21 protein-coding genes are annotated in these 26,446 nt (G+C 44.1%); 5 read left to right on the forward strand and 16 right to left on the reverse strand.

Annotation, left to right across the window (positions count from 1 at the left end; genetic code table 11):
* Positions 1–149: 149 nt before the first annotated feature.
* From R8G66_18265 to R8G66_18275, 3 genes are all read right to left on the reverse strand, one after another.
* Complete coding sequence (locus R8G66_18265) at positions 150–2,807, reverse strand: FtsX-like permease family protein (protein MDW3194326.1); 2,658 nt, start codon at positions 2,805–2,807, stop codon at positions 150–152.
* A complete protein-coding gene (locus R8G66_18270) occupies positions 2,807–3,139 on the reverse strand; it encodes a PadR family transcriptional regulator (GenBank protein ID MDW3194327.1) in 333 nt (110 codons plus the stop codon). The genes R8G66_18265 and R8G66_18270 overlap by 1 nt, the downstream gene beginning before the upstream one ends.
* A 122-nt stretch (positions 3,140–3,261) precedes the next feature.
* Positions 3,262–8,847, reverse strand: a complete 5,586-nt coding sequence (locus R8G66_18275) for an MBG domain-containing protein (protein ID MDW3194328.1) — start codon at positions 8,845–8,847, stop codon at positions 3,262–3,264.
* A 200-nt stretch (positions 8,848–9,047) separates the two neighbouring features.
* Here R8G66_18275 and R8G66_18280 point away from each other — a divergent pair, with 200 nt between their 5' ends.
* Positions 9,048–11,027, forward strand: coding sequence for a tetratricopeptide repeat protein (locus R8G66_18280; protein MDW3194329.1), 1,980 nt, complete (start codon positions 9,048–9,050; stop codon positions 11,025–11,027).
* Between the two features lie 158 nt (positions 11,028–11,185).
* On the opposite strand, the gene ppk2 is transcribed toward R8G66_18280, so the two are convergent.
* The 9 genes from ppk2 to R8G66_18325 all read right to left on the reverse strand — a co-directional run bounded on the left by ppk2 (position 11,186) and on the right by R8G66_18325 (position 18,123).
* Positions 11,186–11,956, reverse strand: a complete 771-nt coding sequence (gene ppk2 / locus R8G66_18285) for a polyphosphate kinase 2 (GenBank protein ID MDW3194330.1) — start codon at positions 11,954–11,956, stop codon at positions 11,186–11,188.
* A gap of 37 nt (positions 11,957–11,993) precedes the next feature.
* Complete coding sequence (locus R8G66_18290) at positions 11,994–12,578, reverse strand: GDYXXLXY domain-containing protein (GenBank protein MDW3194331.1); 585 nt, start codon at positions 12,576–12,578, stop codon at positions 11,994–11,996.
* On the reverse strand, positions 12,575–13,849 hold the full coding sequence (locus tag R8G66_18295; GenBank protein ID MDW3194332.1) for a DUF2157 domain-containing protein: 1,275 nt from the start codon (positions 13,847–13,849) through the stop codon (positions 12,575–12,577). The genes R8G66_18290 and R8G66_18295 overlap by 4 nt, the downstream gene beginning before the upstream one ends.
* 86 nt (positions 13,850–13,935) lie before the next feature.
* On the reverse strand, positions 13,936–14,388 hold the full coding sequence (locus tag R8G66_18300) for a hypothetical protein (GenBank protein ID MDW3194333.1): 453 nt from the start codon (positions 14,386–14,388) through the stop codon (positions 13,936–13,938).
* Positions 14,389–14,476: 88 nt separating this feature from the next.
* Positions 14,477–16,033, reverse strand: a complete 1,557-nt coding sequence (locus R8G66_18305) for a polyamine aminopropyltransferase (GenBank protein ID MDW3194334.1) — start codon at positions 16,031–16,033, stop codon at positions 14,477–14,479.
* A complete protein-coding gene (locus R8G66_18310) occupies positions 16,008–16,229 on the reverse strand; it encodes a hypothetical protein (GenBank protein ID MDW3194335.1) in 222 nt (73 codons plus the stop codon). Before R8G66_18310 ends, R8G66_18305 begins: the two co-directional genes overlap by 26 nt.
* Positions 16,230–16,232: 3 nt before the next feature.
* A complete protein-coding gene (locus R8G66_18315; protein MDW3194336.1) occupies positions 16,233–16,811 on the reverse strand; it encodes a hypothetical protein in 579 nt (192 codons plus the stop codon).
* A gap of 5 nt (positions 16,812–16,816) precedes the next feature.
* Positions 16,817–17,668: a DUF350 domain-containing protein gene (locus R8G66_18320; protein ID MDW3194337.1), complete on the reverse strand. Its 852-nt coding sequence runs from the start codon at positions 17,666–17,668 to the stop codon at positions 16,817–16,819.
* 2 nt (positions 17,669–17,670) lie between these two features.
* Entirely contained in the window at positions 17,671–18,123 is a 453-nt protein-coding gene (locus R8G66_18325) for a DUF4178 domain-containing protein (GenBank protein ID MDW3194338.1), read from the reverse strand.
* 186 nt (positions 18,124–18,309) lie between these two features.
* Here R8G66_18325 and R8G66_18330 point away from each other — a divergent pair, with 186 nt between their 5' ends.
* Positions 18,310–19,248, forward strand: a complete 939-nt coding sequence (locus tag R8G66_18330) for a tetratricopeptide repeat protein (GenBank protein MDW3194339.1) — start codon at positions 18,310–18,312, stop codon at positions 19,246–19,248.
* A gap of 78 nt (positions 19,249–19,326) precedes the next feature.
* On the opposite strand, the gene R8G66_18335 is transcribed toward R8G66_18330, so the two are convergent.
* Positions 19,327–19,938, reverse strand: a complete 612-nt coding sequence (locus tag R8G66_18335; protein ID MDW3194340.1) for a TetR/AcrR family transcriptional regulator — start codon at positions 19,936–19,938, stop codon at positions 19,327–19,329.
* Positions 19,939–20,029: 91 nt separating this feature from the next.
* Here R8G66_18335 and R8G66_18340 point away from each other — a divergent pair, with 91 nt between their 5' ends.
* Both R8G66_18340 and R8G66_18345 read left to right on the forward strand, forming a co-directional pair.
* Positions 20,030–20,410 carry a hypothetical protein gene (locus tag R8G66_18340; GenBank protein ID MDW3194341.1) on the forward strand — a complete coding sequence of 127 codons (381 nt, stop codon included), beginning with the start codon at positions 20,030–20,032 and terminating at the stop codon, positions 20,408–20,410.
* A gap of 16 nt (positions 20,411–20,426) precedes the next feature.
* A complete protein-coding gene (locus tag R8G66_18345; GenBank protein MDW3194342.1) occupies positions 20,427–22,724 on the forward strand; it encodes a molybdopterin-dependent oxidoreductase in 2,298 nt (765 codons plus the stop codon).
* 1 nt (position 22,725) lies between these two features.
* On the opposite strand, the gene R8G66_18350 is transcribed toward R8G66_18345, so the two are convergent.
* Entirely contained in the window at positions 22,726–23,424 is a 699-nt protein-coding gene (locus R8G66_18350) for a metallophosphoesterase family protein (protein MDW3194343.1), read from the reverse strand.
* A gap of 273 nt (positions 23,425–23,697) precedes the next feature.
* The gene (locus tag R8G66_18355) at positions 23,698–24,549 is read right to left on the reverse strand and encodes a DUF3592 domain-containing protein (GenBank protein ID MDW3194344.1); all 852 of its coding nucleotides are present in this window, start codon (positions 24,547–24,549) and stop codon (positions 23,698–23,700) included.
* Positions 24,550–24,645: 96 nt separating this feature from the next.
* Between R8G66_18355 and R8G66_18360 the strand changes: the two genes are divergently transcribed.
* A complete protein-coding gene (locus tag R8G66_18360) occupies positions 24,646–25,995 on the forward strand; it encodes a serine hydrolase (GenBank protein ID MDW3194345.1) in 1,350 nt (449 codons plus the stop codon).
* Positions 25,996–26,096: 101 nt separating this feature from the next.
* Here the strand turns inward: R8G66_18360 and R8G66_18365 are convergent, their stop codons facing one another.
* Entirely contained in the window at positions 26,097–26,369 is a 273-nt protein-coding gene (locus R8G66_18365) for a hypothetical protein (GenBank protein ID MDW3194346.1), read from the reverse strand.
* Between the last annotated feature and the right edge of the window lie 77 nt (positions 26,370–26,446).

The following is a 26,446-nucleotide window of genomic DNA, read 5'->3' on the forward strand; positions in this document are numbered from 1 at the left end:
CCACACTTGAGATTCCGCAGGGCCGCCTGGCGGTATTGATCCACTTCGCTCCTCAAACCGGAATGACGGTAATGAAGGACTGACGGGGGAAATTTAGGGATGAGGGCAAAAATTCAGAATGACGATCGGTTTGTATGCATCTCTTTACATCACTCCTGCCGTAACTGCTTCGCGGGGTTGACCAAACTGGCTCGAATCGCTTCGAAGCTTACAGTAAGGATGGCAATCGCACTGGCGATGATTGCACCGGTAGCAAATAGGGTCCATTCTAAGGTGATTCGATTGGCCATCCACTCGATCATGAATTCGGTAAAGTACCAGGCTACAGGGATCGCAATGAAGATCGCCAACAAGACCAACTTGAAGAAGTCACCTACCAGAATGAGCAGTAATCTCGACAGACTGGCTCCCAATACTTTTCGGACACTGATCTCCTTGGTCTTCTTCCCAATCAGGTAGAGGGATAAGGCAAACAAGCCAGAACAGGCAATGACCAATGAAAGGACGGTGAATACCAGGAACAGGCTTTTGGCACGTTCAATGTCTTTGTACCACAAGGCAAACTGCTGGTCCATGAAACGGTGGCGCATGGTCTGATTCGGATTGAACTGGTCCCAAACCGCTGCAATGTCCATTAACGTGGCGTCCATGTTTTGAGGCGCTACTTTAACCGAAAGCGTGGCAGATGGAGCACCTGTAGACAAGGCCAGTGGGCGAATGATCCCGGTAATGGGTTCAAAGTAGAAATCACTGACCACCCCAATGATGTCGTAGCGGTTCTCAAACATGTCAGTCAGTCGCTGCCCAACGGGTTCATCCAGGTTCAAGATAGTGGCCATTCGTTCATTGATGATGATGGACTGTCCTGGTTCGTTTTTGCGAAAATCACGTCCGACTTTTATTTCCATTGCCAATGTCGAAATATAATCTTCGTCCACAAACCACATGGCCGCCTCATAGCGGTCTTTGTTCCCGCCTTTTGATGTCATCCAGAAGTCACGATTATGAATAGAACTCCCTTCCACAGGCAAGAAATCACTCAAAGACGCATTTTTCACGGCTGGCAAACGTAGCAGTTCCGACTTCAGTGTTTGCTTCTTTTCCTCCTCCATCGTGTCCAGGCCAAGCAGGTTGATCACCTGCTCTTTTTCGTATCCGAGGGATTTGTTCATCATGAAGTCAAACTGCTTGTGTAACGCCAGGGCCGTGATGATCAGAAACACCGTCACAGCAAATTGAAAGACAACCATGCCACTTTGAAGGAACGACTTCCCTCCTGTACTGGCTTTCCCTTTTAATGCCTCGACGGTACTGAATCCTGACAGGATCAGCGCTGGATAAATCCCTGAAAGCACTCCTAAGGTCAAAGAAACCACGAAAAGTCCCGGAACAAACCACCAGGCATTCCATGGCAAGCTAAGTTGCAGATCTGTTAATTCATTGAAGACAGGCATGGCGAGCGTCGCCAAACCCATACCAGCCGCCACCGCAAACAAACTGTACAAACAAGACTCTGAAAGGTATTGCACCATTAATCCGGACCGAAACGATCCTACTGCTTTTCTCAGACCTACTTCACGGGCCCGACTCATGGAACTTGCCGTAGACAGATTGATGAAGTTGATGCACGCCAACAACAGGATGACCACTGCGATGATCCCAAAGATCCATACCAGGTCCTCTGAACCATGACTCAGGAAATCGCCCACTTCTTCAGGATTCAAATAGATGTTGGTGACTGGTTGGAAATAATAGGATTGATACATGGCCTGTTCTTCCAGATGAATCTGACCATCTTCTTTCAACAGATCAATGACCAGACTCTTGCGGACTTCTCCGGTCTTTTGCTCGACCAGCTCTTTGTTTGCACCTTCCGAAAGCCTGGTGTACATCGTATAGTTCGTACAGCACCAGCCGCTGGTTCCCGGACCGTCTTTTCGCTCAAACATCGTGAGGATGAAATCGCCTTTCAGGTGCATGTTTTCAGGTAGGTCCTCCATTACACCGGCTATGGTGAACGTGCTCTCATGGTTATTATTTAGCACAATCCGCTTGCCCACAGGGTTCTCATTGGGGAAATAGATCGATGCTTTGCGTTGGGAAAGGACCATTGTATTGGGAGCAAAAAGGGCTGTATGATCTCCGTAAACCATCTCCATTTCAAGGATTTCCAGCAATTCAGGATCTGCATAGAAAAAACCTTCTTCGTAATGACTTTGGATACCGCCATCTACCTGTATGTGATTGTCTCCGGCATCTCCCCAGGACCAATCTACAGTTCTCGCGATCAATTCCATCTCAGGAATGTTCTCTTCAAGGATACCTTTTAGCGGACCGTGTACATTGGTCCAGTAACCTACTTCTCCGGATTGGGACCATTGATTCACGACACGAAAAATACGGTCTCCGTACTTGTAATGCTGATCATAGCTGATCTGATGACGGACGTACAGTGAAATGAGCAGGCAGGCTGCAATGCCCAGGGCAAATCCTCCAATTTTGACTGTACTGAATACTTTTTGTTTGTTCATTTGCCGGATGGCAACTTTTAAATGATTGGTGATCATACCGAAATGATTTAATTGATGATCCCCGCCCAGTCCTTTCAGTAGTTTAGGCCTGAGCAGTTTTAATGTGTCGAAATAGTATAGCCTTTTGGCTTTGTTATACCCCAAAAAGTCGCAATTATCATGGAATCGCTCCTCCATGTCGCCCTCTATCTCTTCCATAAAGCGCGACTTGATCACCGCCTTCAGTATCTTCAAAGGCCAACGAGGTGGTAACTGCTGACTGGACAAGTCGGACATCAGGAAGGGTTGGTACCGAAGTTGGGCATGGCAGACCACAATTGCGATCGGATGTCCTTCATTTCCTGAAGGGTTTGATAAGCCTCTGGAGTGGCTGCATAAATGCGTTTCCGTTTCCCTCCTCTTCGTTGACTGGCTTCCCCCCAACTAGAAGTCAGAAATCCTTTTTCCTCCATTCTTTTCAAAGCCGTTTGTATCGCTCCCATGCTCAGGCGTTCATTGAGACGTTCCTCCAGGTCTCGCTGGATCTCATTACCATAGGCCTGGTCCTGTAATACAATTACGGTCATCAGGATCAACTCCTGAAATTCACCGAGTCGCGTCTTCTTCATCGTATTTTATACTAATTGAAGTAAATATAAATACGATATTATTCTAAATGAAGTTTTATTGATTTAAAATTAATTTCAACTGCCTTAAATACTACAGCTATTTCAATGATTTGCAATCACATTCATCGTTTCATGATTGGCCTGGTGTATATCTGGCTATTGACCTGGATCTGTAAGATCAATAATCCCCTGGGCAAAGTACTTGTGTCTAACAAGATGCTCTTACCCTTTTCAAAAGATTGGTGATAGATGCGACCTGATGCATCTCTTAGCGTAATCCGGGACCGAACATTGCTGTACTGTTCTGGCAAATCAATGTTCAATTGATCAACAGGTGGATTCGGATAAACCTGAACGTCTTCCAAAACAACTGGGGTGCTCAAAGCCACATCAATCGTCAGGACACCATTGATCAATTCGATGGCATAATTACGGTCTTCACCTCCATTCAAGGTGATGTTATATTCACCCACTTCACTGGCTGCAGTAGCATCCGTTGAAATGGTTGGCAGCACTTCAATATGTTCCACGGATTCTTCATTGACCAAACCCTCGAACTCCATGGTCAATGTCGGTAGTTGTTGTCTCAGGTGTATGAATTGATCACTGGCTTTGATGACCAGGGGAGCCTTTTCCACCGTTAATTCCCTCGATAGTGCTGTGTATTTAAAATTTTGGTCACCTTGCTGGATTGCGGTGATCGTAGAGGCCCCTGCCCCTACAATTTCAACCTTGCCGTCGTTGATCACCGCTACCTGCTCATCGGAACTTTGGAAAGTCACCGATAAACCCGAGTTCGCCTCCGCCAACAGGCTGAACTCAACATCACCATATGTCCGATTGTTTAATGTCTCAAATTGAATTTGCTGGTCAGACTGTTCAATCAATAATGTGGCCTCCTCATATTCAAATGCATATTTATCAGAAACTCCACCTGAAGCTGAAATCACGTAAGACCCGACATCACTTGTTGTTGTGGCCATGGTTGATGCAACCGGAATACTTTCTAAAACACTTTCATCATCATCATGTAAGAACCCTTCATAGGTAAAGATGAATTCCGGATTCTCTGTCCCATAAACCTTTTTGCCATCGTCCAGCCGAACGGTTAGCGTGGCTTTATTGACGACCAATTCCATGGTCACCTCCTCCGCAGATCTGTATTGTTCGTTTCCGGCCTGACTGGCGGTAATGCTTGCTTCACCTGCGGCAAGTATTTTAAGTGATCCTCCGACTAAAGACGCAACTTCCGGATTGGAAGAACTGTATGCCACTTCAAGACCGGAACTGGCAATGGCGTCGAGTTGAATGTCCGATGTTCCATAGGTCAAGTCAGCTATTTCCTCAAAGGTGATGGACTGAGATTTAGGCTCCAAAATGGTCAGGTCAAGTTGTGCGAGGCTATCACATCCAAACGCATTGATCCCTTGGTATTCATAAAGTCCGGATTCGAAGTAGGTTTCACCATTCCATTCATAAGCATCATATACTTCAGCATAAGTAAGACTGGAAGTGGATTCCCGGATCGTCAGGTTAAGTACCGATGTGCTATCACAACCGGCATTATTTTCTAAAAGTACCTGGTAGATTCCTGATGAGGTATAGGTCAATCCATTCCAATCATAGCTATCGCAGGATTCAATCACCATCTCACTAGATGTAGCTTCCAATATGGTGAGATCAAGTACTGCTGTGCTATCATGACCCGCCTCATTTTTCAAGCGCACTTCGTAAACCCCAGTTGAGGTATAGGTTGCACCATTCCATTCGTAGTTTTCACACGCTTCCACTACAGTTTCACTTGAAGGTGTTTCAAAAATGGTAAGATCGACTATTGCGGTACTATCACAGCCCGCTACATTCTCCAGTAATGTTTCGTAGATGCCTGTGGACGTGTAAATCACACCATTCCACTCATAGCTCTCACATGCTTCCACGATGGTTTCACTTGAAGTCGATTCAAGGATCGTGAGGTCTAATACGGCGGTACTGTCACAACCGGCAGCATTCTCCAAAAGCACTTCGTAAATACCTGTCGTTGTATAGGTAACTTCATTCCAGTCGTAGCTTTCACAAGTCGCTACCACCGTTTTGCTGGAACTGGATTCCAGAATGGCCAGATCCAATACAGCTGTACTGTCACAACCGGCAACATTCTCCAAGAGCACCTCGTAAATTCCTGTTGTTGTATAGGTAACCTCATTCCAGTCGTAGCTTTCACAAGCCGCTACCACCGTTTCACTGGCCCTGGATTCCAGGATGGTCAGGTCCAATACGGCGGTACTGTCACAACCGACAGTATTCTCTAAAAGCACTTCGTAAATTCCAGTCGTTGTATACGTGACATCATTCCAGTCATAGATTTCACAAGCGGCTACCACTGTTTCGCTGAAACTGGATTCCAGGATGGTCAGGTCCAATACGGCGGTACTGTCACAACCGGCAGTATTCTCCAAAAGAACTTCGTAAATTCCAGTCGTCATATATGTGACATCATTCCAGTCGTAGCTTTCACAAGCCGCTACCACTGTTTCGCTGAAACTGGATTCCAGGATCGTGAGGTCTAATACAGCTGTGCTGTCACAACCGGCAGTATTCTCCAAAAGCACCTCATAAATTCCAGTCGTTGAATACGTGACATCATTCCAGTCGTAGCTTTCACAAGCGGCTACCACCGTTTCGCTGGCGCTGGATTCAAGGATGGTCAAACTCAAGTTGACCAAGCTATCACATCCTGCCTGATTCGTAAACGTGGCTCCATACAAACCGGAAACTGTCAGCAATTCTTCATTGAACTCATACGCATGACAAGATTCCACATGAGCAGTAACTACGTCACCACAGGGCTCCTCCCGACGTATTTTGAAATTTCCGGCACCGCCATATTCATCTAAGAATACCAAATAGACCTCTTCACCTGCTTCCATTTCTTTCTCATAATAAAAGTCATTGTATTTCGTATAGATGGGATCGCTAAAACACTGATCGTAAAGACTGATCAACGTAGAGGGATTATCGTCCACAGAGAAAATATAGTTACCCGCTTCCGATGCCGTGAACTTATACTTTTGATCGCCATCCGTAGCATTGATCTCCTGTATACCTTCAGTGAGTTCCGCTTCAAAGTGACATAGGTCATCATAATCGGCACCATCAAAAAAGGCCAGTTCAAAATCGCGGTTCCCAATACTGTAGAAGTAAATTCCTGCAACTTCTTTTACACGCAATAGCACTTCTTCACCTGCCACTCCTGCATACATAAAATTGGTTTCGGTAGGCTCATCATCCGACCAATTCCTGATGACAAACTCCGATTGATTAGGCAATTCCAGGTTCAAACCATTGTCCCCATATAACATCTGATAGGATGGAATCACTCTTTCTTCTTGTTCATTTAAGTTAACCGCTACCAGCACACCATTTGAAGGAAACGTGTACTTGAACCAATGCTGACTCTTGTAATTGAGATAAGCCCGATGAACACCAACATCGATGGATTCCGGATCTGCTTCCGTGGCATGAGCAAAAAAGTCATTCACAGGGAATATTTCGAATTGGTATTGGTGCGCATTGACAAACTGATCCTCCCATTGGATCAGGTATTCCGAACCGGCGATCACCTCCAGTGCGGCATAGGACTGACCAAAACTGAGAAGACCAGAATCATCATTCTGAACCATTAATGTTCCTCCGCAAGCATCGTAAACTTTGAATTTGGTATCCTGACCATTAGCAAGTTTTACATCACCCCAACCATCCGCATTAGAGCCAGTTGTGATTGCAATTTCTGTGGTTTCAGGAGCTGTAAATCGGAACCACTGATCTCCATTGACATTGTCCACCTCATAAACGCCATGACCTGCAATTGAAAAAGCTGTTTCACAAGAAAGACCGTCTTCCATCACTTCTGGCACAAATTGTACTTCAAAGTCATAATCAAAATCCTGGATGTTCCAATCGGGCGCATTGTGGTCATCCCACTTAACTACGACTTCATCTCCTGCATCAAGCGATATAATCAATTCGGCACCTCCATCGCAATTGCCATCGGCTACTCCTAATAACGTACCTCCACAAACATCGAAGGCTGTTACTTTGGTGATGGCTTCGGTTTGCTCACAATTGGTAATGGTCAACTCTCCTGCCTCGTCGGTCTTAAAGCTGTACCAAAAATCCTCCTGGTATGGCGCTCCGTCAGGAGTATGATCCAGGGCATAAGTATTTCCCGTTTCTACGTCAATGGCATTGCTGCAAGTCGCCCCCGCTACTTCGAGTGTAAGTTCAATGTCGGCATTACCTTCTTTAAAATCCCCTGCATCGTAAACACGGATCAATACCGTTTCTCCTGCCACACCACCGTAATCAAACTCAATTTTTTCCAGGTCATCGTAGTATGTCTCAATCTCCGTTTCCTCCTTATAAGGAAGTTCCAAACCTAAAGTGCCGTTGTTTCTAGCCTTTAAAGTTCCCGTTTGACTGAACGTGTAGGAAAACCAATGATTATCCGCATAATTGACTTGGGCGCGATAGGTGCCTTCCGTGACCGCCTGAGCATCCGCTTCCAGGGCATGTCTCGTCGCATCCTCTGTATAAAACACTTCGGACTGGTAGGATCCGGAAGTAAAACGGTCATCATAATGGATGACATATTCGAATCCCACCATGGCTTCAAACACGACATGAGAACCTCCAAACCATCCGGAAATATCATCGCTTCGAGCTATGAGCGATCCATTACAATTGTCATATACCCGGATATAGGTATCTTGTCCCAATGACATGAGTGTATTTCCTTCCCGGTAAGAAGTATAGCCCGTTGTAATTTCCAATGGACCTGTTTTGGTAGCCGTGAAAGTGAACCATTGATCCCCCTCACTGTTATCTACATGAAAAATCGTCGGTTCTGCAAGGTCGAGCTCAATATCACAGATTACATCAGGAATGAAACTGACTTCCAATTCATATCCTTCATACCAATAAGTTACAGGCGTAGTTTCCAATACTAGCGATTTCGAAAGGTTGGTGACTTGATATTCAATGATGGACTGGGTAAGATCTCCATCAGGATCATTACTACACCACACATTCCCTTGTAACAAATTGTCCAGCAGACCATTTTGATATAACTTCAATTGTGTACCATCCACCTGGCTTCTATCCTGGCAAGTTTTAATTGTCAACAAGCCTGTCTGAGTAGTTTCGTACTTGAAGTATTGTTTCCCTAAGTATCTGGTAACTTGATTGGAACCTTCAACCAAAGAAATCGCATCTTCAGGATGTTCTCCTTCTACTTGTTCCTGAAAATGAATTGTTGCATCGAATATTTCCTTTCCCGCCACATTATTCCTTCGATCACATTCCAGAACAATGGTCTCTCCGTCCTCCAACTCAATGTTGTAAACATCATAGGAATGCCATAATAGTTTTTCATCGATGATCGTACATTGATCATCATAAATGACCAAATATGTAACACCATTATAGCCTTGATCAAATTGCAATGTTCCAGCACTCGGCGCAGTGAAAGAAAGAAACTGATCATTTGTCCTGGTATCTAAGGTAATCCCATAACCAAAGGGATCATTAGGAGTCACCTGATCAGAAACATCTCCAGCATTGGCGCAATCTTCCCCTGGTAGTGCATACGAGTAGTTGACAATGAGGTGAAATAACAGATTTAAAATCAATAATTTGGACGGTGGATACATAGCAAATTGAAATTCGTGACGTCTTGGAAAAATTCAATACTGTCTGGGATTTGCAACAAAAATATCTTCTGAAACAGGTGAATTACGGTGAAAACCGGTTGTCATCTGGTTGGCAGGTGGAGGTGTCATTTGGTTGGCACCTAAAAAAGATAGTCCTTTGAAATCATGAATCATTCGCCAAAAACGCAATTTTTAGTTTAATGAAGGGGTGGACATTAATTTGGATCCTGTGTCTACTTTGTGGTCGTTTTTCGAATGGACAGGGGACAACTACACTTTCCGCGCAATTGCATGAAATCAATCAATTGATCAATGATAAGGACACCATGGCCCTACATCGTCTTGAACAGCTCCGTGAATCAGCCATGGTCGCACCAGATTCCATCACCATACGATACCATCAACTCAAAGGAAATTATTACTTAAGCGCAGATCAATTCCAATTGGCTGTTGAAGGTTATCAACCCTTGTTAAATTTCAACCACTTGGATCAGTCCAGATCTTCTTCCAGCAATTTAGCGAGAGGCATTAACGACATGGGAATTGCGCTGATGCGCATTGGCGCTTTCGACCGGGCAAAAAAAGCCCATCACCAAAGTTTGGATATCTACGATTATTTGAATGATCCTCAAGGGGCCGCTTTTAATTACAACAACCTGGCAGTCCTTTTTCAGAGCCTGAAACAAAAAGATTCCGCACTACATCACTTCTCCAAAAGCCTGGAATATGCGGTAATCGCCAAGGATTCCATGGGAATTGCCTTCAACAACCAAAACCTGGGTATCCTACATGGCAACATGAATGATCCAGTCAATGCGATCAAACACTTTCAGGAGGCGCTACTCGCTTTCGGAAAAATGAACCAAACAGCCAGCGTCATGTATTGCATCAAGGGCATTGGATCTGAATACAATAAAATCGGCGACCTGGATTCGGCAAGGAAATACTTTACCATCAATTATAGGTATCATCAGAAAAATGGCTCTCCCCGACGCAAAGCGGGAGCTAACTCCTCAATGGGTGAGTTGATGGGAAAATTAAGAAAATATGATAGTGCGGGTTACTATTATCGCTCCGCTTTGAAGCAATATGAAGCCATCAATTATGCCTATGGAATGGCTAAGTCACATAGTCTCATTGGTATACTATTGTCAGAAATGCAAGTTTATGATTCAGCCTTATTTCATTTGAATCGGTCTCTAGAATTTTCATCAAATTTCAAAGGCCTATCAGAGGCAAGCTACACCCAATTGGGCAATGTTTACTTTACGAAAAGCAATTACGAGAAGGCCATCGAAAACGCACAACAAGCTTTAGCCGTTTCAAATGGTAATGCAACTACAGGTCATCTGCTTCTCATTTATGAAACCCTACATAAAAGCTATGACCGGATCGGTGATCTTCAAAACGCGCATGAATACCTCAAGCGTTACACTGATGCCAAAGAAGAAATCCTGGGTAAGGAACGGGCACTTGATCTCGCTCGGATTGAAACCAAAATGGCCCATGAAAAGGCGCTCAATCAAGAACGGGAAGAGAATCTGAAACGGGAATTTATACTGGAAAAGCGTGTGTTACTGGAAAGAGGACTGGGCATGTCCGCGGCCTTGTTTCTAAGTTTTCTGCTTTTTTGGGTCATCCGAGATTATCGTGTCAAAGGACGAAGGAACCTCAAACTCCATGAACAAAACCAAATCATCGAAAGTCAGAAACTGCAATTGGAGCGGGCTGCTAACAAAGAGAGAAAATTACTCGGTGAGCAATTACAAGCGAAGGACCGGGAATTGGCAATTCTCGCCATGCAATCCAACGAGAAGAATGAGATCCTGAAAAAGCTGAAGGAAAAACTCGAATTGAAGAGAGGTGAGCAGAATACAAAAGAGATCAAAAAACTGATAGAATCTAATTTGGCACTGGACAATTCCTGGGACAGCTTTCTTACAAAGTTTGAAGATGTGTATCCGCAATTCTTTTCGAAAATGAAAGTCGAATACGAGGCATTGTCCGTGAACCAGCTCAAATTATGTGCTTATATCAAGGTCGGCATGGATAACAATGAAATTTCTAAAGTGACCAATACGGAAATGTCGTCGGTTAAGAAAAACCTGAACCGACTAAAAAAGAAACTGAACCTGGGTCCTCAAGACAGCATCCGAACTTTTGTCATGAACTATGCCTAATTACTAATTCACAAAGTCACAACGAACAGTGGTACCTGAACAACCAACAATAGTATGGCACCAAAACGAATAAACATTGACTTTGTACGTCTCCTTATCGAATTCCATGTCGTGTATGGGTTGCTTTGTTCGTTCAAATGTTCCTCACCACGTGCAACTTAATACACCTCTGGAATAAATTCCTGATAATCCATGGGTGGCCGAACATATGACACGTCTTCTTTAAGTGGCGGCAATTCAATATCATCGTATTGGAGTGGTTCATATGGCACCTTCGACAACAGATGATGAATACAATTCAGGCGTGCTTTCTTTTTATCATCAGCATTCACGACATACCAGGGGGATTGTTTCGTATCAGTGTGTGCAAACATCTCGTCTTTCGCTTTTGAATATTCCACCCACTTCGCACGAGATTGGAGATCCATGGGGCTAAATTTCCATCGCTTCATCGGATCACTGACACGTGCCTGGAAGCGTTTCTCTTGTACTTCATCGCTTACGGAGAACCAATATTTCAGTAAGATGACCCCCGATCGGATCAGCATCCGCTCAAATTCGGGACAAGACCTTAGGAATTCCTGATGCTCTTCTTCAGTGCAGAATCCCATTACTCGCTCAACCCCTGCGCGATTGTACCAACTGCGATCTAACAACACCATTTCACCTTTTGCTGGAAGATGCGTTACATATCGCTGGAAATACCATTGCCCTTTTTCCCGTTCCGTGGGGACACCCAATGCAACTACCTTTACGACTCTGGGATTGAGTTTTTCAGTGATCCGCTTGATCACACCCCCTTTCCCTGAAGCATCTCGTCCTTCGAAAATGACCACTACTTTCAGGCCTTCCTTTTTCACCCATTCCTGTAAAGCAATCAATTTGACCTGAAGAGCAGCAAGTGATTCGTTGTATGTTTTTCGGTCCATATTCAAATCTAATGATTTGAGCAGACGATTTTTCTAATCAAGGATTGGTTTGTTCCTGAGCTTTCTCAGCTACTTCCTTGATCGGCACGCCATCGATCAGCACGTCTTTGAGTACGAACTTTCCGTCTAAAATACTCACAAGGGCGTAGGTGACTGAAGTGGTATCACGCGCAGAGGCATTGTAGGACAGCTCTGCCTGATAAGCTTTGGATTCCTCCATGTAGAAACGCTGAAAAGGAAAACTGATCTGCACTTCGTTTTCACCGTAATCGGGCACGTAATTGATCGTCAGTTTTAGATAGTTTACGCCAGGTTTGGGTTGTTCTTTTAACAATGAACTGACAAAGGTGAAACCCGCCGAATCGACATTCAATAATCCAAAAACTTCTTGGCCATTCTCCCACGCCTTTTTATCCGCAACTGGTACCATATTTTCCAGGATATAGAGGTCGATGTATTTTCCTCGGAACACATCCACCGGATCAACAGGAGCAGTGATAAACCGATGATTGATGCCTTTGACCCATACCCGTTCATTGTCCCAGATCATCTTACCAGGAACATACAATTGTGCCATGATCATCAAGGCAAAGGCTATAAGGAGAATTGTTTTCCTTGTCATGCGTTAGTCCTCCTTTTTAATAACCGATAATTGGCAAGAAAACAGCCTGCACCTACTGCAATGAAGATCAAACCACGCAAGACAAAACTGAGGTCCATATCAAAAAACCGACAAATGATGAGTGCGATAATGATCAACAATCCAAAATTGGTGACCCCCAGGTGATTTCGTAAGTTGCCTTCCCGGATCTTGTAAATGCCCAAGGCAAAAAGGAGGAAGTTGACCAGTATTAGGGGCACTTTAGTAAACAATCCAACCAGAAACAAGACTGCAAAAACCGCATATATCCAGGCCATGTAGTCTCGTTGAGCTTGTTTCACTACGTCCTTATATAGAAGAATACTTGCTGCAGCAGTAAGCACTACTGCTGTCCAAAATTCTGGTGCAAGAATCAATTCACTGATCACCGGAGAGGAGTTCATCATTGCATCCCAGAATGAATCGAAACTGTACATCAGTAACAAAACCATCATACCAATGACTCCCGTCACTTTGAATCCGTTCCTGCCCGTGACCAGGCCTTGAAATGGCTTAGTACTGCCTATCAGATAAAATAACCCAAACATACTCATGTATGCCAGAGACATCCAGACACCATGATTATCTGCCAATGTACCCAGGATCAGAACGAAGGAAAGCGGCACCAACCAATGATGGAAGAAAGTGGCATTGCTGGAAGGCCGGGACCTCAACAAACCGAGATAATGAGGCAATACAAAGCCCATCAAAGCCCAGTATGGATAGGAAGTATTTTGAGGATAATGCCAATAGCTTGTTTCACATGCATACCAGGTGATCCCTACAATACACAATAGCGAAGTAATGGACGCTTGCATCAGGTAGATCAATGGCAGGCTCAACAGCATCCAAACCAGCAGAAACTCACCCAAATTACCCGGAATGTTATAGATCTGACTGACCAGTGAAATACAAGCCGCCACAGTCAGACACAAAAAAGCCGATGCACTTTCCTTCCAAACAGCACTGTCTTTTTTGATGAACTTCGCGTATACGCAAAGCAATTGACCAATGATAAGTGGCACAAAAGCGAAAATGGTTTTCACTGTCCTCGATAGATCATCCCAATTATGAGCGATGATCAAAATGATCCCCAGGCCAACCAAAATAGCGCCCAAGACACCAAAGATCATGAACAGTCGATTGGTTGAAAGCTCCTGCTTATGGTGGTAATAGTCCTTAATATCCCTGGCGGTCTCTTCCGAGATCACACCGGCAGCTTTTAATTCGTCGATATCTTTTGAAAGGCCCATGTTGTTCTGAGTGGGTCGAATTGTTTCTTAACAAAACGAACAACACTCAATCATGTTGCCTTAAAGATAAAGGCTTAAGCCTTAATTCATTGTTTTACATACCATTTGGCCCCGGCTTTTCGAATCCCATGCCCTACAATTTCACCAGTTGAGGTATTACTCATCATCGAGTCGTGATTGCCATTCGTACCTGTAATCTGTACCCACTCCAAATTCTCTTTCAAAGTGATCGTATAGTTTTCAAATTCTGGAGTCTGCCCATAAATAGGACGAATCTGAGCCATAACCACCGAGTCCATCATGATTGTAAGAAATGCTGCGTCTGCCACATGATAGACACGAGAAACCCCTTCCTCGTTTTTACGACTCCACCAGGCCACGCGTACCTCTTTGCCATCATACACCGCCTGAATGAGCTCCTCGATATTACCTTCAAGGGCATTTCCTTCCGCATCATTGTGATAGACCAGTTTCCAATCTTGTGCAGATACAGATGATAAAGCAATAAAGAAAGTCGGGAGAAATAGTAAGTGCTTCATGAATACTTATGATCAGTCCAGAGATGATACGTAGCGAGAAACGCACTGTTCCCATTCCGGCCCGAATTAACAAGCCATTAACATCAATTTACTTCCACTGTTTCCAACCCTCATGATATAGCTTACTGAGGATGGGACGATCGATGGTATTCACTTCGGACTTTGCGTTTTTATGGTCGGTAGAAAAAGTGAACAAGGAGGCAAATTGCCCCTTATCCAAAAACTTCAAATCAGATATGAGGTCTGGGTTGGCAATATCCAACTGACGATCGGAGGCCATGACAAATCCCCAATCTCCAAATGAGGGAACATAGGCATGAAGCGGGTAGGTATGGACAAACTTCGTGGCTCTCAACGTTTGCTCGATGGACCAGAATGCGCTGGAAGAAAACAACGGACTACTGGCCTGTGTCACAAAAATACCTCCTGATTTGAGGGAACTGTGCACCCAATTGTAAAACTCCTTGCTGTACATCCTGGAGAGACTAACATTATTGGGGTCTGGTAAGTCAGCGATAATCAAATCATACATTTCCGGTCTACTTCTCATGAATTGAAATGCATCTTCGTTCATCACATTAACCCTTGAATCCTCCAGACTACCTTCATTAATACTTCTGATGTGAGGATTTTCATTTGCTATTTTCTGCACCTCAGGATCCAGATCCACGATGGTAACGCGCTGCACAGATTTGTATTTTAATAATTCCCGAGCTGCAAGCCCATCACCACCTCCCAGAATAAGTACATTCCCAACAGGGCCCGAAAGTGACATGGGACCATGCACCAATACCTCGTGATATCGGTATTCATCCAGGGACGAAAACTGAAGATTGCCTTCCAGGTACAATCGGACATCATTTTTTCGTTTTGTCAAAACGATCCGTTGATAGGGAGTTTGTCTGACATCAATGATCCTGTCAGTATAAAGGCCTTGCTCCCATTTGGCTAACAGCGCATTGGAGAAGAGTAGGATCAGCGCAATGAATACCCCAGTGAGCCACAACCCCATTCGGAGCAACCTGCGGTACTGACTTTGAATACGATCTTTCAGAAATCGGATATTGATAACCCCAATTCCTAAATTGATCAATCCGAAGATGAGACTGGTCTTAAACAATCCAACAAAAGGCAATATGAGAAAAGGAAAGCACAGGGTGGCGATCAATGCCCCAATGTAATCCAGTGAAAGTACGTTAGATAAATTTTCACGCAAGGCTACCTCATCACTGAGGATGCGAGACAACAAAGGAATTTCGAAACCTGTGAGTACACCAATGATAAAAATGCAGAAGATCATTCCTGCCATGTATCCCACATCCCAGGAAAACAATAAATACAGTACTGGCACACTCACACCACCACAAAAAGCCAATATGATCTCTACCAATATAAAATTGGCGACCAGATGTTGCTTCATGAACCGCGACAGGTAGGAACCAAGCCCCATTGCCGCCATGTAAATACCCACGGTAATGGAGAAGTGTTTGACGCTATCACCCAGAAAATAGGTGGACGTGGTACCGATCAATAACTCATAGATGATCGAACAAAGACCCGCAACGAATATTGAGAGGAGGAGTACTTTCCGCTCGAATTGTGCGCTGCCTGCAGTAAGTCTACTTTCCTTCTTTGGGGCCTCCACCTTCTCTTCTGTATCCTTTCGTATTTTCTGCCGGATAGTAGTCGGCATTGTTGAAGTAGAAGAATGATCTGGACTGGTAATTTCCGTTTGCTCCCGGATATCCATACCCTCCCATACTGGTCCAAAGGGTCACGATATAGATCAATGACAGAACCAAAAGGGTGATCTTCACGATATTTTTCTTATAATCAAACATGGTCTAATCTGAATTTTCTTCTATCCAAGTAATAATTGTTCTCCTGTTTACCTCATTAATAACAATTCCCACTCCTAGCGATATAAAGCATAACCACCAAAAAGCGACCGAACTACCTCTGAGTCGCTTGTATCGTACCACGACCTTTCTTGCAGCCTTAAAATTAGAAGCTTCTGTCACCACCTTGAAGAAGTAGGTTCCTGGTTCGTCAAAAGTGATTTTCATGTCAAATTCCAGGTGAGATTCCGACCAGTTACCGTCACTGTCACGTCCGGTTTCTGACCAAAACTCATCGCCAAAAGCATGCAAGAATTTTTTGTCTTTATCCAGTACCTCAACCGTCACATAGGTCCAATTATTAACCTTCATTCCTTGTGTGACTTCAAATAAGAAAACTGCGTTCTTTTTAGGCACTTCAACTGGTCCAACCATTCCGCCTTTTGCGGGAATTCCAAACCGTTTGGATTCTACAGCGCTACCCATGAATAATGCGGAACCCAGGCACAATGCTGAAAACACGAAGAAAATTAAGGTCAAGTTGTTCAGTACCGCCCTTCTTTGATCATCTAGTTCTTTTGTCATATCGCTCAAAGTAGGAATAGAATTAGTAAAGCAAAACTGATGTAGAAGACCATCTCCAAAAACGCAACACCCATATTTCTATCTTCCTTGATCTCATGTATGATTCTCGATTCAGGGATGATCACCTTATCCAAAAAGAATTGAATCAACGGTTGTACCATCAAAGCAATAAGGATGCATAAGAGAAAAAACTGAATGTGGGCCCACCAACTGGTAAAGACAGTCATGGCCCCTTTCAATAAAATAATTCCTGAACCGATCAGCTTTCCCGCAAAGGAAATCCCTGCTGATAAATTGAGATTCTCCAATTGCTTATGAATGGAATACGGGGTGATTGCATTGAAGCAAAGACTAAGACCTATCAGGCTTATTTGTCCCAACAGAAATAAGATCAAGGTAAACCAAAGGTCTTTACCTTCTCCCACAATACTCCCTGCAATAATCAATGCAGATGCCAGATAAGAGGCGAATTGGACAACCCCCACACCAACATTTTGCTTTTCAACAATTTCATGTGTATTTGAAAACTTGTGCAATAGGAATTTATCGTTCAGTATTACCGAGATATTCAACAGGATCACGCCCATTACAGCAAAACCAAATACGATTCCCAGGTCCGTGAGTAAGTCACTTTCAGGTCCTACAAGTGCTCCAATAAATACGATGGATACTGAAAGCATGTAACCTGCATAGCTGACATTGAAAGCGGGATTATCGTTGATGACCAGTTCTTTCACCGTATCAAATTTGGAAATGAGTTCCTTGACCCATTTTGCAATTAATATAATGATCACAAATACCAGGATGTAACTAATAATTGTGATCACGTCCTGTAGGTAAACAGGCAAATCTTCCATACTCAATAGTTTAGGTGTTCAATGGACAGTTTTAATGAAAGGAATATTTCCAGATCTCCATCTTCCCAGTGCTCCACAGTGATGTGTTCCCGTTCATTTCTGTAATCATAGTATTCAAACAGTTCAGCTATCTTATCTTCACCTTCGAAGAATTTAGCCTTTCCTTTTTCGACCATGGGGAAAGTTTTACCTCCATATGCTAATTGATTTGGGGGTTTAAACCAAAACGACCTAAGTCCTACTTCCCTGGGTTTTATCTGCTTAAGTGAGAAATAAAAACAATCTTCTTCCACCTCCAGAAACAATTCCTTTTCCCCGAAAAGAAATTCATATTCATACCAGATCTCGCCTTCCGAATAGTAGTGATTCCTGGCAATAATTTTAAATTCTCTATCAAATTGGGGATAGTCAGGGTGTTTAACCCGGAAAAATGACCCCACAGGTAATACAGTCATTTCTTCTATTGATCATTCGTTGTTTTCGCAGGTAAGATAATTCAACTTAGGTAATTCGCAGGGCAAAAGGATTGAACTGAAGTTGGCCTGACTTTTGTAATCGCTTTGTTCAGAAACAAAATTTGTATCAAGCAGAGCAACCATTATGATGTTTCTGCATCTATAACCCAAAGGTCAATACTCAAAATGAAAAAAATACTCGTACTGCTCCTGCTTTGGGGGCCATGCTATTCTTACGCGCAAAGCACAGCCGAAGCCAAAAAACTCTACCAGGCCAATAAACTCGAAGAAGCAAAGGAAGTCCTTCTTGCTCTGGATGATTCTGATAAGGACGTACCCTATTTCCTTGGCAGAATTGCGTTCGATCAACGTGAATTCAAAAAATCAGTAAGCTATTTTGAAGACCTGAGTGACGACTATCCGAATGTAGCGGACTATCACTACTGGTACGGCAATGCACTTGGCAGACAGGCGCAGGAGTCCAGTGTTTTTCGTCAAGGCTTGCTCGCTCCAAAAATCAAAAATGCCTATGAGAAGGCGGTAGCGCTGGACCCGAAAAACATTGATGCTCACCTTAGTCTAATCGAATTTTATACCCTGGCCCCAGGTATCATGGGCGGTAGCTGGGAAAAGGCGGAAGAAACCGCAGAAGTCATCAAATCCATCGATCCGGCGCAGGGACATACCGCCATGGCAACTGTTTGGATCAGACAAGAGGAATATGACAAAGCGGAGAAGGAATACCAGCAAGCCATGCAACTTAACAGCCAATACGCTTTTACTTTGGGGTACTTCTATCAGGGCCGAAAGTCATTTGACAAGGCGTTTGACCTGTTCCAAAAAGTTTATGCAGAAGACACTACTAAAATTGGTGCCTTGTATCAAATTGGCAGAACCAGTGCTTTTTCCGGGACCAATAGCGAGCTAGGTATAGCCAGCCTGGAAAATTATCTAAGCAAAGAATTACCTCCTAATTTCCCCTCACCATCTGCTGCCTGGATGCGTATGGCCATGATCTATGAGAAAAAAGGCGACGACCAAAAGGCGGTGGAATTGTACACCAAATCATTGGCGCTGGACGAAAACATGGAGGAATCCAAGAAGGGGTTGGAGCGGTTGAGGTGATTGGCAGGATTTTCACTCTTCTGATTTAGAGATAAATCCCCCGGTCTTCCACCACCCCCTTTGAAAAGGGGGATTTTTCTAATGTCGGATCAACACACACACCTTCAAATACTGTTTCATCTGGCGAAAAGCACTGAGTACCGCCATTGGATCACGGGTCAGTTTTCCGATCATGATGGATCCTTCTAAAACTGAAGCCATGAATAAGGCCACTTCACTCGGTTCAATGTTTTGCTGAAAGGCTCCTGTGCTTTTACCCTGTTCTAGCGTGGAAATAATTACATTGATGATTTTGCTGAAATTGGCCTTAACCAATTCCCGGAATTCCCTATCTGTATCATCCACTTCTATGGACATATTGAGGATCGGACAGCCTCCTTTCACCTTAGGCATCTTGACCATGGATTCGTAAGCCCCAACAATGTGCATAAGCTTTTCTCTTGGGTCCGTAGCCTCTTCAAGAAGATCCAGATTCTGCTGGATCAGTACATCATAACTATATTGAAATACCTCCTTGGCCAGCGCCTTCTTGGTTTCGAAATGCCGGTAGATCCCTCCCATTTGGAAACCTGTCGCCTCCACCAACATTTGCATAGAAGTACCCGCAAGACCATGCACATTGAAAACCGGAGCAGCCTTTTCAATGATCTCTTGTCTGGTACGAGTAGCGTTTCTGGTGGTGCGCTTCATAGAGCAATTCTAAAAATCTTTCATGAAATTAAGAAAGTGTTTGCTCTCTTAATTTTATTCATCTATCTTTTCCCTAAGAAAAATCCATCCAGTGAAGCTAAGACTTACGCACAACAGCATTCGAATCAGGGTTCAACGTTCCGAACTGGCACAATTGCAAACTGAAGGTCGCATCAAAGAAGCGGTTACTTTTCCTACTTCTGCTGCCTTTCAATATGAAATTGCCGTGCATGACGGGACAGAAATTGAAGCCTCTCACAACGAATCGATGATTTCCATCAAACTACCATCCGATGTTGCGCAACCTTGGTTCGACTCTTCTCAAGTCGGTATTGAGACCAATCTATCCCTAGCAGGAAATGGGCAATTGCACGTGCTCATCGAAAAAGATTTTCCTTGCGCCGACCGCCCCAATGAAGATAAGTCTGAGACTTTTTGGGAATTGGTCGATAAACCCGATGCCGCCTGCTAACCTAAAACCAAAAAACATGACCCAGGAAACCACCCACAAAACCGCTTGTATTCTTTGCAACCAGAATTGCGGCATTGAAATACAAAAAGATGAAGCCGGAAATTTCGTTTCGGTCATCGGCGACAAAGATCACCCCGTTTCTGAGGGTTACTTGTGTCAGAAAGCTACCCGACTGAATTATTACCAAAAGCAAGAACGGCTGACCAGTCCTATGCGTAAAAATGCTTCTGGTGATTTTGAAGCGATAAGCTGGGATGTAGCCATCCAGGAGATCGCCGAAAAACTGGTTCAAATTCGTGATACACACGGAGGTAAATCCATTGCATATGCAGGGGGTGGTGGACAGGGCAACCACCTGGGTGGTGTGTATGGCGCGACCTTACGAGCTGCTTGTGACACACCCTATATCTATGCGGCATTGGCACAGGAAAAAACTGGTAATTTCTGGGTAAACGGACATTTGTTCGGGAGACAAAACACCAATTATTGTGAAGCGGTGGGCGAAGCGGATTATGTACTGATCATCGGCGCCAATCCGCTGCAATCGCATGGTATTCCAAAAGCTCGCCCTACCATCAATGAAGTTGCTCGGAATCCAGAGAAAACACTGGTGGTGATTGATCCGCGAAAAACGGAAACTGCCAGGAAAGCAGACTTGTTCTTACAAGTCCTTCCCGGAAAAGATGCTTATCTGATGTCCGCGCTGGTGGGCTACATCATCCAAAATAGATTGGAAGACAAAGCATTTATTGAAAATCATACGGTTGGATTTGAAGCAATCAAGCCTCACTTTGAAGCCATTCCTGTAACCGAATATGCGCAAATAAGCGGTGTAGATGAAGCGCTGATCATACAGGTAGCAAAAGGCATTACGAGTGCAAAAACCTTTGCCATGCGCTCTGACCTGGGCATTGAACAAAGTCACAACAGCACCTTGAATGCTTATTTGGCACGATTGATCTTTCTGGTTACCGGGCATTTTGGTAGAGAAGGCACCAATTGTCTGCACAACTTTCTGTTCCCACTCATCGGGCATTCGAAAGAACCGGAAGCCGGCGGCGTAACCACGCAGGTTACTGGCATGAAAGGCATTGGCAAACTGTTCCCTCCCAATATCCTTCCTCAAGAGATTTTAACAGACGATCCAAAGCGCCTGCGGGCATTGATCGTAGATTCCGCTAACCCGGTGGCCACATACGCCGACACGCATGCGCAACGTAAAGCCATCGAAAGTCTCGAATTATCCGTCGTGATCGACGTAGCGATGACCGAAACGGCACAGGCCGCTCAATATGTGCTTCCTGCTCAAAATCAATTTGAGAAAATGGAAGCCACTTTCTTCAATTTAGAGTTTCCTAATAATTTCTTCCACCTAAGACATCCCATTGAAAAGCCATTAGAAGGCACCCTGGATGAACCCGAAATCTACCGAAGACTGGTAGTGGCGATGGGTGAAGTCCCGAATTCCTTTCCTCTGCTTGGAGCGATTGCCAAACTTGATCGTAAGGTTCCGGCTTTGAAACTTTTCCCAGTTGCATTAGCCATGAGCATGGCCCTGAATCCTAAATGGAGACAGCAACAATTATTGGTATTAACAGAAACGCTAGGCAAGGCCTTGCCTTTCAAATATGCTAAATCCGCAGCCTTCATCTGGTTTGCTTCGCACCTATTCGCTAAGAAATATACGAGACAGGTGCAACGTGCCGGATTTAAAGGAAATGGACCTGCGCTAGGTGAAGCCTTGTTCAATCGCATTTTGAACAGCAAATCAGGAACCATCATCAGTAAACACACCTATGAAGAAAGCTGGGAGTTGGTTCGTCATAAAGACAAGAAAATCCACCTGGAGATCCCGGAAATGCTGAATTGGATGGCTGAGCTACCCAGGCAAGCTGAAATCAAAGATGATTTCACATTCAATCTACTGGCAGGAGAACGACGCGCCTACAACGCCAATGCATTATTTCGTAACCCGGACTGGAGAAAGAAGGATACAGAAGGTGCGTTAAAAATCCATCCGGAAGATGCCGCGGAGCAGGGGATCGAAGATGGTGACTGGGTACGGTGCTACTCGAAAACCGGGGAAGTGGTGATCAAAACATGGGTAACGGATGAAATGCCGAGAAAGATGCTTTCCATGCCACATGGATATGGGTTCTCTTATCCGGGACATGATGTAAAAACTACAGGCGCTTTAGTGAACAATCTCACTTCGATGGAGGATTGTGATCCACTGGCCAAGACACCTTACCACAAGAATGTGCGTGTGAACCTGGAGAAAGTAGCGATTGAAGAATTGGCGGCAATCGCCTGAATTAGTATTGATTGTCCAATTCAATATTCTCCTGATAGATCAGTTCCCTATTGGTGAAATCGAAAGCACATAAATACCCGAGTCCATGTTCTTTTTGTGCCGATAAAAAGGCACCCGAATCAATGTTCATAACCTGAAGTTGGTCAAAGGACTGGAATTGTGTTGCGATCTCAGATTTGGTCCTGGGTGTATGACCATGAACGATCGAACGCCCTGCAAGCCAATCCTTGTTAATCGTGTGATACCAATCCCTGATCCACATCAGATCATGGTCATCCGCTAAAGGGTTTTCATGTCGGAATGACAATCCTGCGTGAACGGCGATCAAATCCTCACTTTGATAGTAAAAGGGCAATGAACAACACCAGTCAATATAGTGGTCATCTATACTTTTGAGGTCCTTGATTTGAAAACTCTCCAATAATTCAGGATCGGCCATGGTGAACCAACCTCTTTGCTTCTCAGCGAAGTAGTTACTGATCAGCATTTGCTCATGATTCCCACGTAAGGCAATTACCTCGTACGGTGCATTTTGCAAGGCCATGACCTCATCTAAGACCTCTTTAGAATACAAACCCCGATCCACATAATCTCCTAATAAGATCAGTTGATCGGACAGCTCCAGGTCTAATCTGCGCAACAACTCGAGAAATGTCCGTACACAACCGTGAATATCTCCGATGAGGATCTTTCGATTCATGAAAAGAATTAAGAAATTTTACAGTGATGGATGTTCGAAATTATTTTTCCGGATCAAAGAGCAAGTTTACAAATAAGCGTAAAACTTCGACAAGCGCACTCTACCCTATTCAAGCGCTTAGGTTAAGGTCACTCCATTGGGAGTCTTTATTCAAAACTTTTACCAACCGTCCAATTATCAAAGATTCCCAAATGGCAATGACTTAAAAGAAATAAATGATAGCCTTAACCTAAGAGATTAACTCCTTCTTCAATTGGGGAATTACTGATGAAGCTATAATAATGTCATGAGCGCGGTAGCTCCTGCAACAAATACCAGAAATACGATCATAATTACAAACCAGAATTGAGGCCAAAACCAAAAGAAATCTACCAACTCGGCCTTTTCCGGATGATTTGCATCATACAGCACTTGCACACGATCTCCAATGGCATACTTTTTATTGGAACTAAAGTCATGCTTCAAGACTACTGCTTCTCCTTGTTCCGTCTTAAAACGGACCTTCGGTTTGTACATCATCGTAGTACTTTCCGTACTCCTGTTTTCAAAATCAGACTTCAACACCCCTGCATTACTTTGGCCAGGCATCGTAGATTTTTCTAATCTAGCGTCTACATTAACTACTTCACCCACAACCTCCCGAAATGATGCGGCTTCCAAAAATCGAACCCGTGCCATGTACTTGATCATACATATGATAAAAGAAAGCAGAAATAACAACCCGGAAATCAAGGATACAACTACCATGGCATCATTTCCGCTCCGCTCATTGATGAATTCTACTGAAAAGTGGTCAACTACCCAATTTTCCAATTCGTCCTTTTCCAAATAAACCCAAACCCTTCGGTGACCATCTGATCCTTGTTCACTAAATACCTTGATCCAGTATTCGGCTCCATTCTCGGTAACATCATGACTGGGCATCCAACCTATACGGCTAATATTCCCAGACACCACGGCGAGTTCTTCCGACAGATCTATGGCCCTGAGCGCCACCTGAAACGCAGGATGCTGCCAGACCTGAAACCAATAAGCGCCAACACCTAAGAGCATGAGGACAGCAATCAAGATCACTAATCTGATATTTCTTTTGATCGACTGATGGGTTTTCTTGGCAGAATTCATGCATTGAAGATAAGGAAATTCTTATACCACGAATTCAAAAATTAGCCACCAAAATATAGTGTTATTCAATTAAATTTATCGCACAACCCTCCTATCATGAATAAACGGCCCCTGATCCTCCTGTTCTTTTTCCTCACCATCGTACTTTTCTATCAATGGCTTGCCAAGCCTTCATTGATGATTGTCACAGGATATGCAGCCAAAAACCTGTGTTCTTGTGTGTTTGTATCCGGCACCCCGGAGGAAATTGCCAAAGAAGTGGACCTGGGATTTTCTTTTGTGGGCATGACCAGTAAAAAACTCTACTGGAAAAATAAATATGCCACTGCAAGCCTCTTCGGCCTGGCCAAGCGCAAAGCCATCTATCGAGGAACAACGCTGGGTTGTGTGCTGGTAAATGACCTGAATGAATACACCCTGAAAAAACAGCAGTATAACTACTCCTCGGAATACGATGATCGAATGGCCACCTGGTTTGAATGGACCGATACGGTAGATATCCTTGGCCCGGAACAGGAAAAACAAGTGCAAGCCAGTATTGACAAGTTCTTTGCAGAAAATGACCCAGAAAAGCCTAAAAACACCAGAGGGATTGTTGTCTTGTACAAAGGCCAGTTGATCGGCGAAAAATACGCGGAACATGTGGATGTCATGACCCCATTACTGGGTTGGAGCATGACCAAAAGCATCACCAGCACCATGGCTGGATTAATGATCCGGGATGGATATTTCGAACTCAATGATCGCGTACCTGTACCGGAGTGGAAGGGTACCAATAAAGAAAAGATCACTTATAAAAACCTACTACAAATGAGCAGTGGCCTGGAGTTCGAGGAAAATTACGGAGGTTATTCCGATGCTAACCGGATGCTCTGGTTGAGTGACACTTTGGGTAGGGTGACAATTTCAGTTCCTGTAGAAGCCGATCCGGGCGAAAAATGGTATTATTCTTCCGGAACCACTAACCTGCTCATGCACCTGATGCGCGGCTATTTTGAAAGTGATCAGGATTACTATGACTACCTCCGCTTACAACTCTTCTCCAAGATCGGTGCTCCCACTTTTATCATTGAGCCCGATGGGGCAGGTACACTTGTAGGTTCATCGTTTGGTTGGGCTAGTGCTAGAGACTGGGCGCGTGTAGGTCAACTTTATTTGAACAATGGCTACTGGGACGGAGAAAGCGTGATCCCTGAGTCCTGGGTGCAGTTCGTACAAGAAGACGCCAAGAATGCTAAAGACGTGTATGGTGGCCAATTCTGGCTCAACAGCCCCCACCCCGAACTACCAGAAGACACCTATTATATGGGTGGCTTCCACGGCCAAAGAGTGATCATCATTCCCTCTGAGGAATTGGTGGTCGTAAGACTAGGAACCACTTATGATGCCTCTATCCTGGATTTCGATGGGTTTGTGAATGAGGTGATTGCTACGATAAAAAACTGAATAATCTTCAGAAATTATTGGCAGCAGCGATGGTGGTAAACGAACTTCCCTTCCAATGAGTCAAAACTCGCTCATGATCTCAAATGGCTGTTCCTCTGGATTCACTGCTGCTCGACTTCTTGCTGATTCATTGATACATACTCCCAAACTGCCTGTCCTGACGTAATCAAGGGCCGCACTGAACAGTTGCTCTGTTCCTCCAAAATCACTTGAAAGATCATCACTACTGTAAAAATCCAGAAATTGATCCTTCCGTTTGTACCGGTATTCATTGTTTCATACAAGTACTGTTGCACATCTGCTGTTTCGGATAATCCAGTCACCTCTCCTTTCAAATAAGCATGAAATAACGACCAATAACATCCATTCTCCACACTTAAAAAAATGAATACCTATAATCAATTTTATCAATGAATAGTTATGGTCAAACCCCTGCTACCGCTCATTACAT

The sequence above is a fragment of the Cytophagales bacterium genome, from assembly GCA_033344775.1.
Classification (GTDB): Bacteria; Bacteroidota; Bacteroidia; order Cytophagales; family Cyclobacteriaceae; genus JAWPMT01.

What these genes read in the sequence shown, in the direction of transcription:
- R8G66_18355 (MDW3194344.1), bottom strand. Translation starts at nt 24,549, where the DNA reads ATGAATTCTGCCAAGAAAACCCATCAGTCGATCAAAAGAAATATCAGA.
- R8G66_18310 (MDW3194335.1), bottom strand. Translation starts at nt 16,229, where the DNA reads ATGTTTGATTATAAGAAAAATATCGTGAAGATCACCCTTTTGGTTCTG.
- R8G66_18360 (MDW3194345.1), top strand. Translation starts at nt 24,646, where the DNA reads ATGAATAAACGGCCCCTGATCCTCCTGTTCTTTTTCCTCACCATCGTA.
- R8G66_18330 (MDW3194339.1), top strand. Translation starts at nt 18,310, where the DNA reads ATGAAAAAAATACTCGTACTGCTCCTGCTTTGGGGGCCATGCTATTCT.
- R8G66_18335 (MDW3194340.1), bottom strand. Translation starts at nt 19,938, where the DNA reads ATGAAGCGCACCACCAGAAACGCTACTCGTACCAGACAAGAGATCATT.
- R8G66_18350 (MDW3194343.1), bottom strand. Translation starts at nt 23,424, where the DNA reads ATGAATCGAAAGATCCTCATCGGAGATATTCACGGTTGTGTACGGACA.
- R8G66_18275 (MDW3194328.1), bottom strand. Translation starts at nt 8,847, where the DNA reads ATGTATCCACCGTCCAAATTATTGATTTTAAATCTGTTATTTCACCTC.
- R8G66_18280 (MDW3194329.1), top strand. Translation starts at nt 9,048, where the DNA reads ATGAAGGGGTGGACATTAATTTGGATCCTGTGTCTACTTTGTGGTCGT.
- R8G66_18295 (MDW3194332.1), bottom strand. Translation starts at nt 13,849, where the DNA reads ATGGGCCTTTCAAAAGATATCGACGAATTAAAAGCTGCCGGTGTGATC.
- R8G66_18290 (MDW3194331.1), bottom strand. Translation starts at nt 12,578, where the DNA reads ATGACAAGGAAAACAATTCTCCTTATAGCCTTTGCCTTGATGATCATG.
- R8G66_18315 (MDW3194336.1), bottom strand. Translation starts at nt 16,811, where the DNA reads ATGACAAAAGAACTAGATGATCAAAGAAGGGCGGTACTGAACAACTTG.
- ppk2 (MDW3194330.1), bottom strand. Translation starts at nt 11,956, where the DNA reads ATGGACCGAAAAACATACAACGAATCACTTGCTGCTCTTCAGGTCAAA.
- R8G66_18270 (MDW3194327.1), bottom strand. Translation starts at nt 3,139, where the DNA reads ATGAAGAAGACGCGACTCGGTGAATTTCAGGAGTTGATCCTGATGACC.
- R8G66_18300 (MDW3194333.1), bottom strand. Translation starts at nt 14,388, where the DNA reads ATGAAGCACTTACTATTTCTCCCGACTTTCTTTATTGCTTTATCATCT.
- R8G66_18320 (MDW3194337.1), bottom strand. Translation starts at nt 17,668, where the DNA reads ATGGAAGATTTGCCTGTTTACCTACAGGACGTGATCACAATTATTAGT.
- R8G66_18265 (MDW3194326.1), bottom strand. Translation starts at nt 2,807, where the DNA reads ATGTCCGACTTGTCCAGTCAGCAGTTACCACCTCGTTGGCCTTTGAAG.
- R8G66_18345 (MDW3194342.1), top strand. Translation starts at nt 20,427, where the DNA reads ATGACCCAGGAAACCACCCACAAAACCGCTTGTATTCTTTGCAACCAG.
- R8G66_18325 (MDW3194338.1), bottom strand. Translation starts at nt 18,123, where the DNA reads ATGACTGTATTACCTGTGGGGTCATTTTTCCGGGTTAAACACCCTGAC.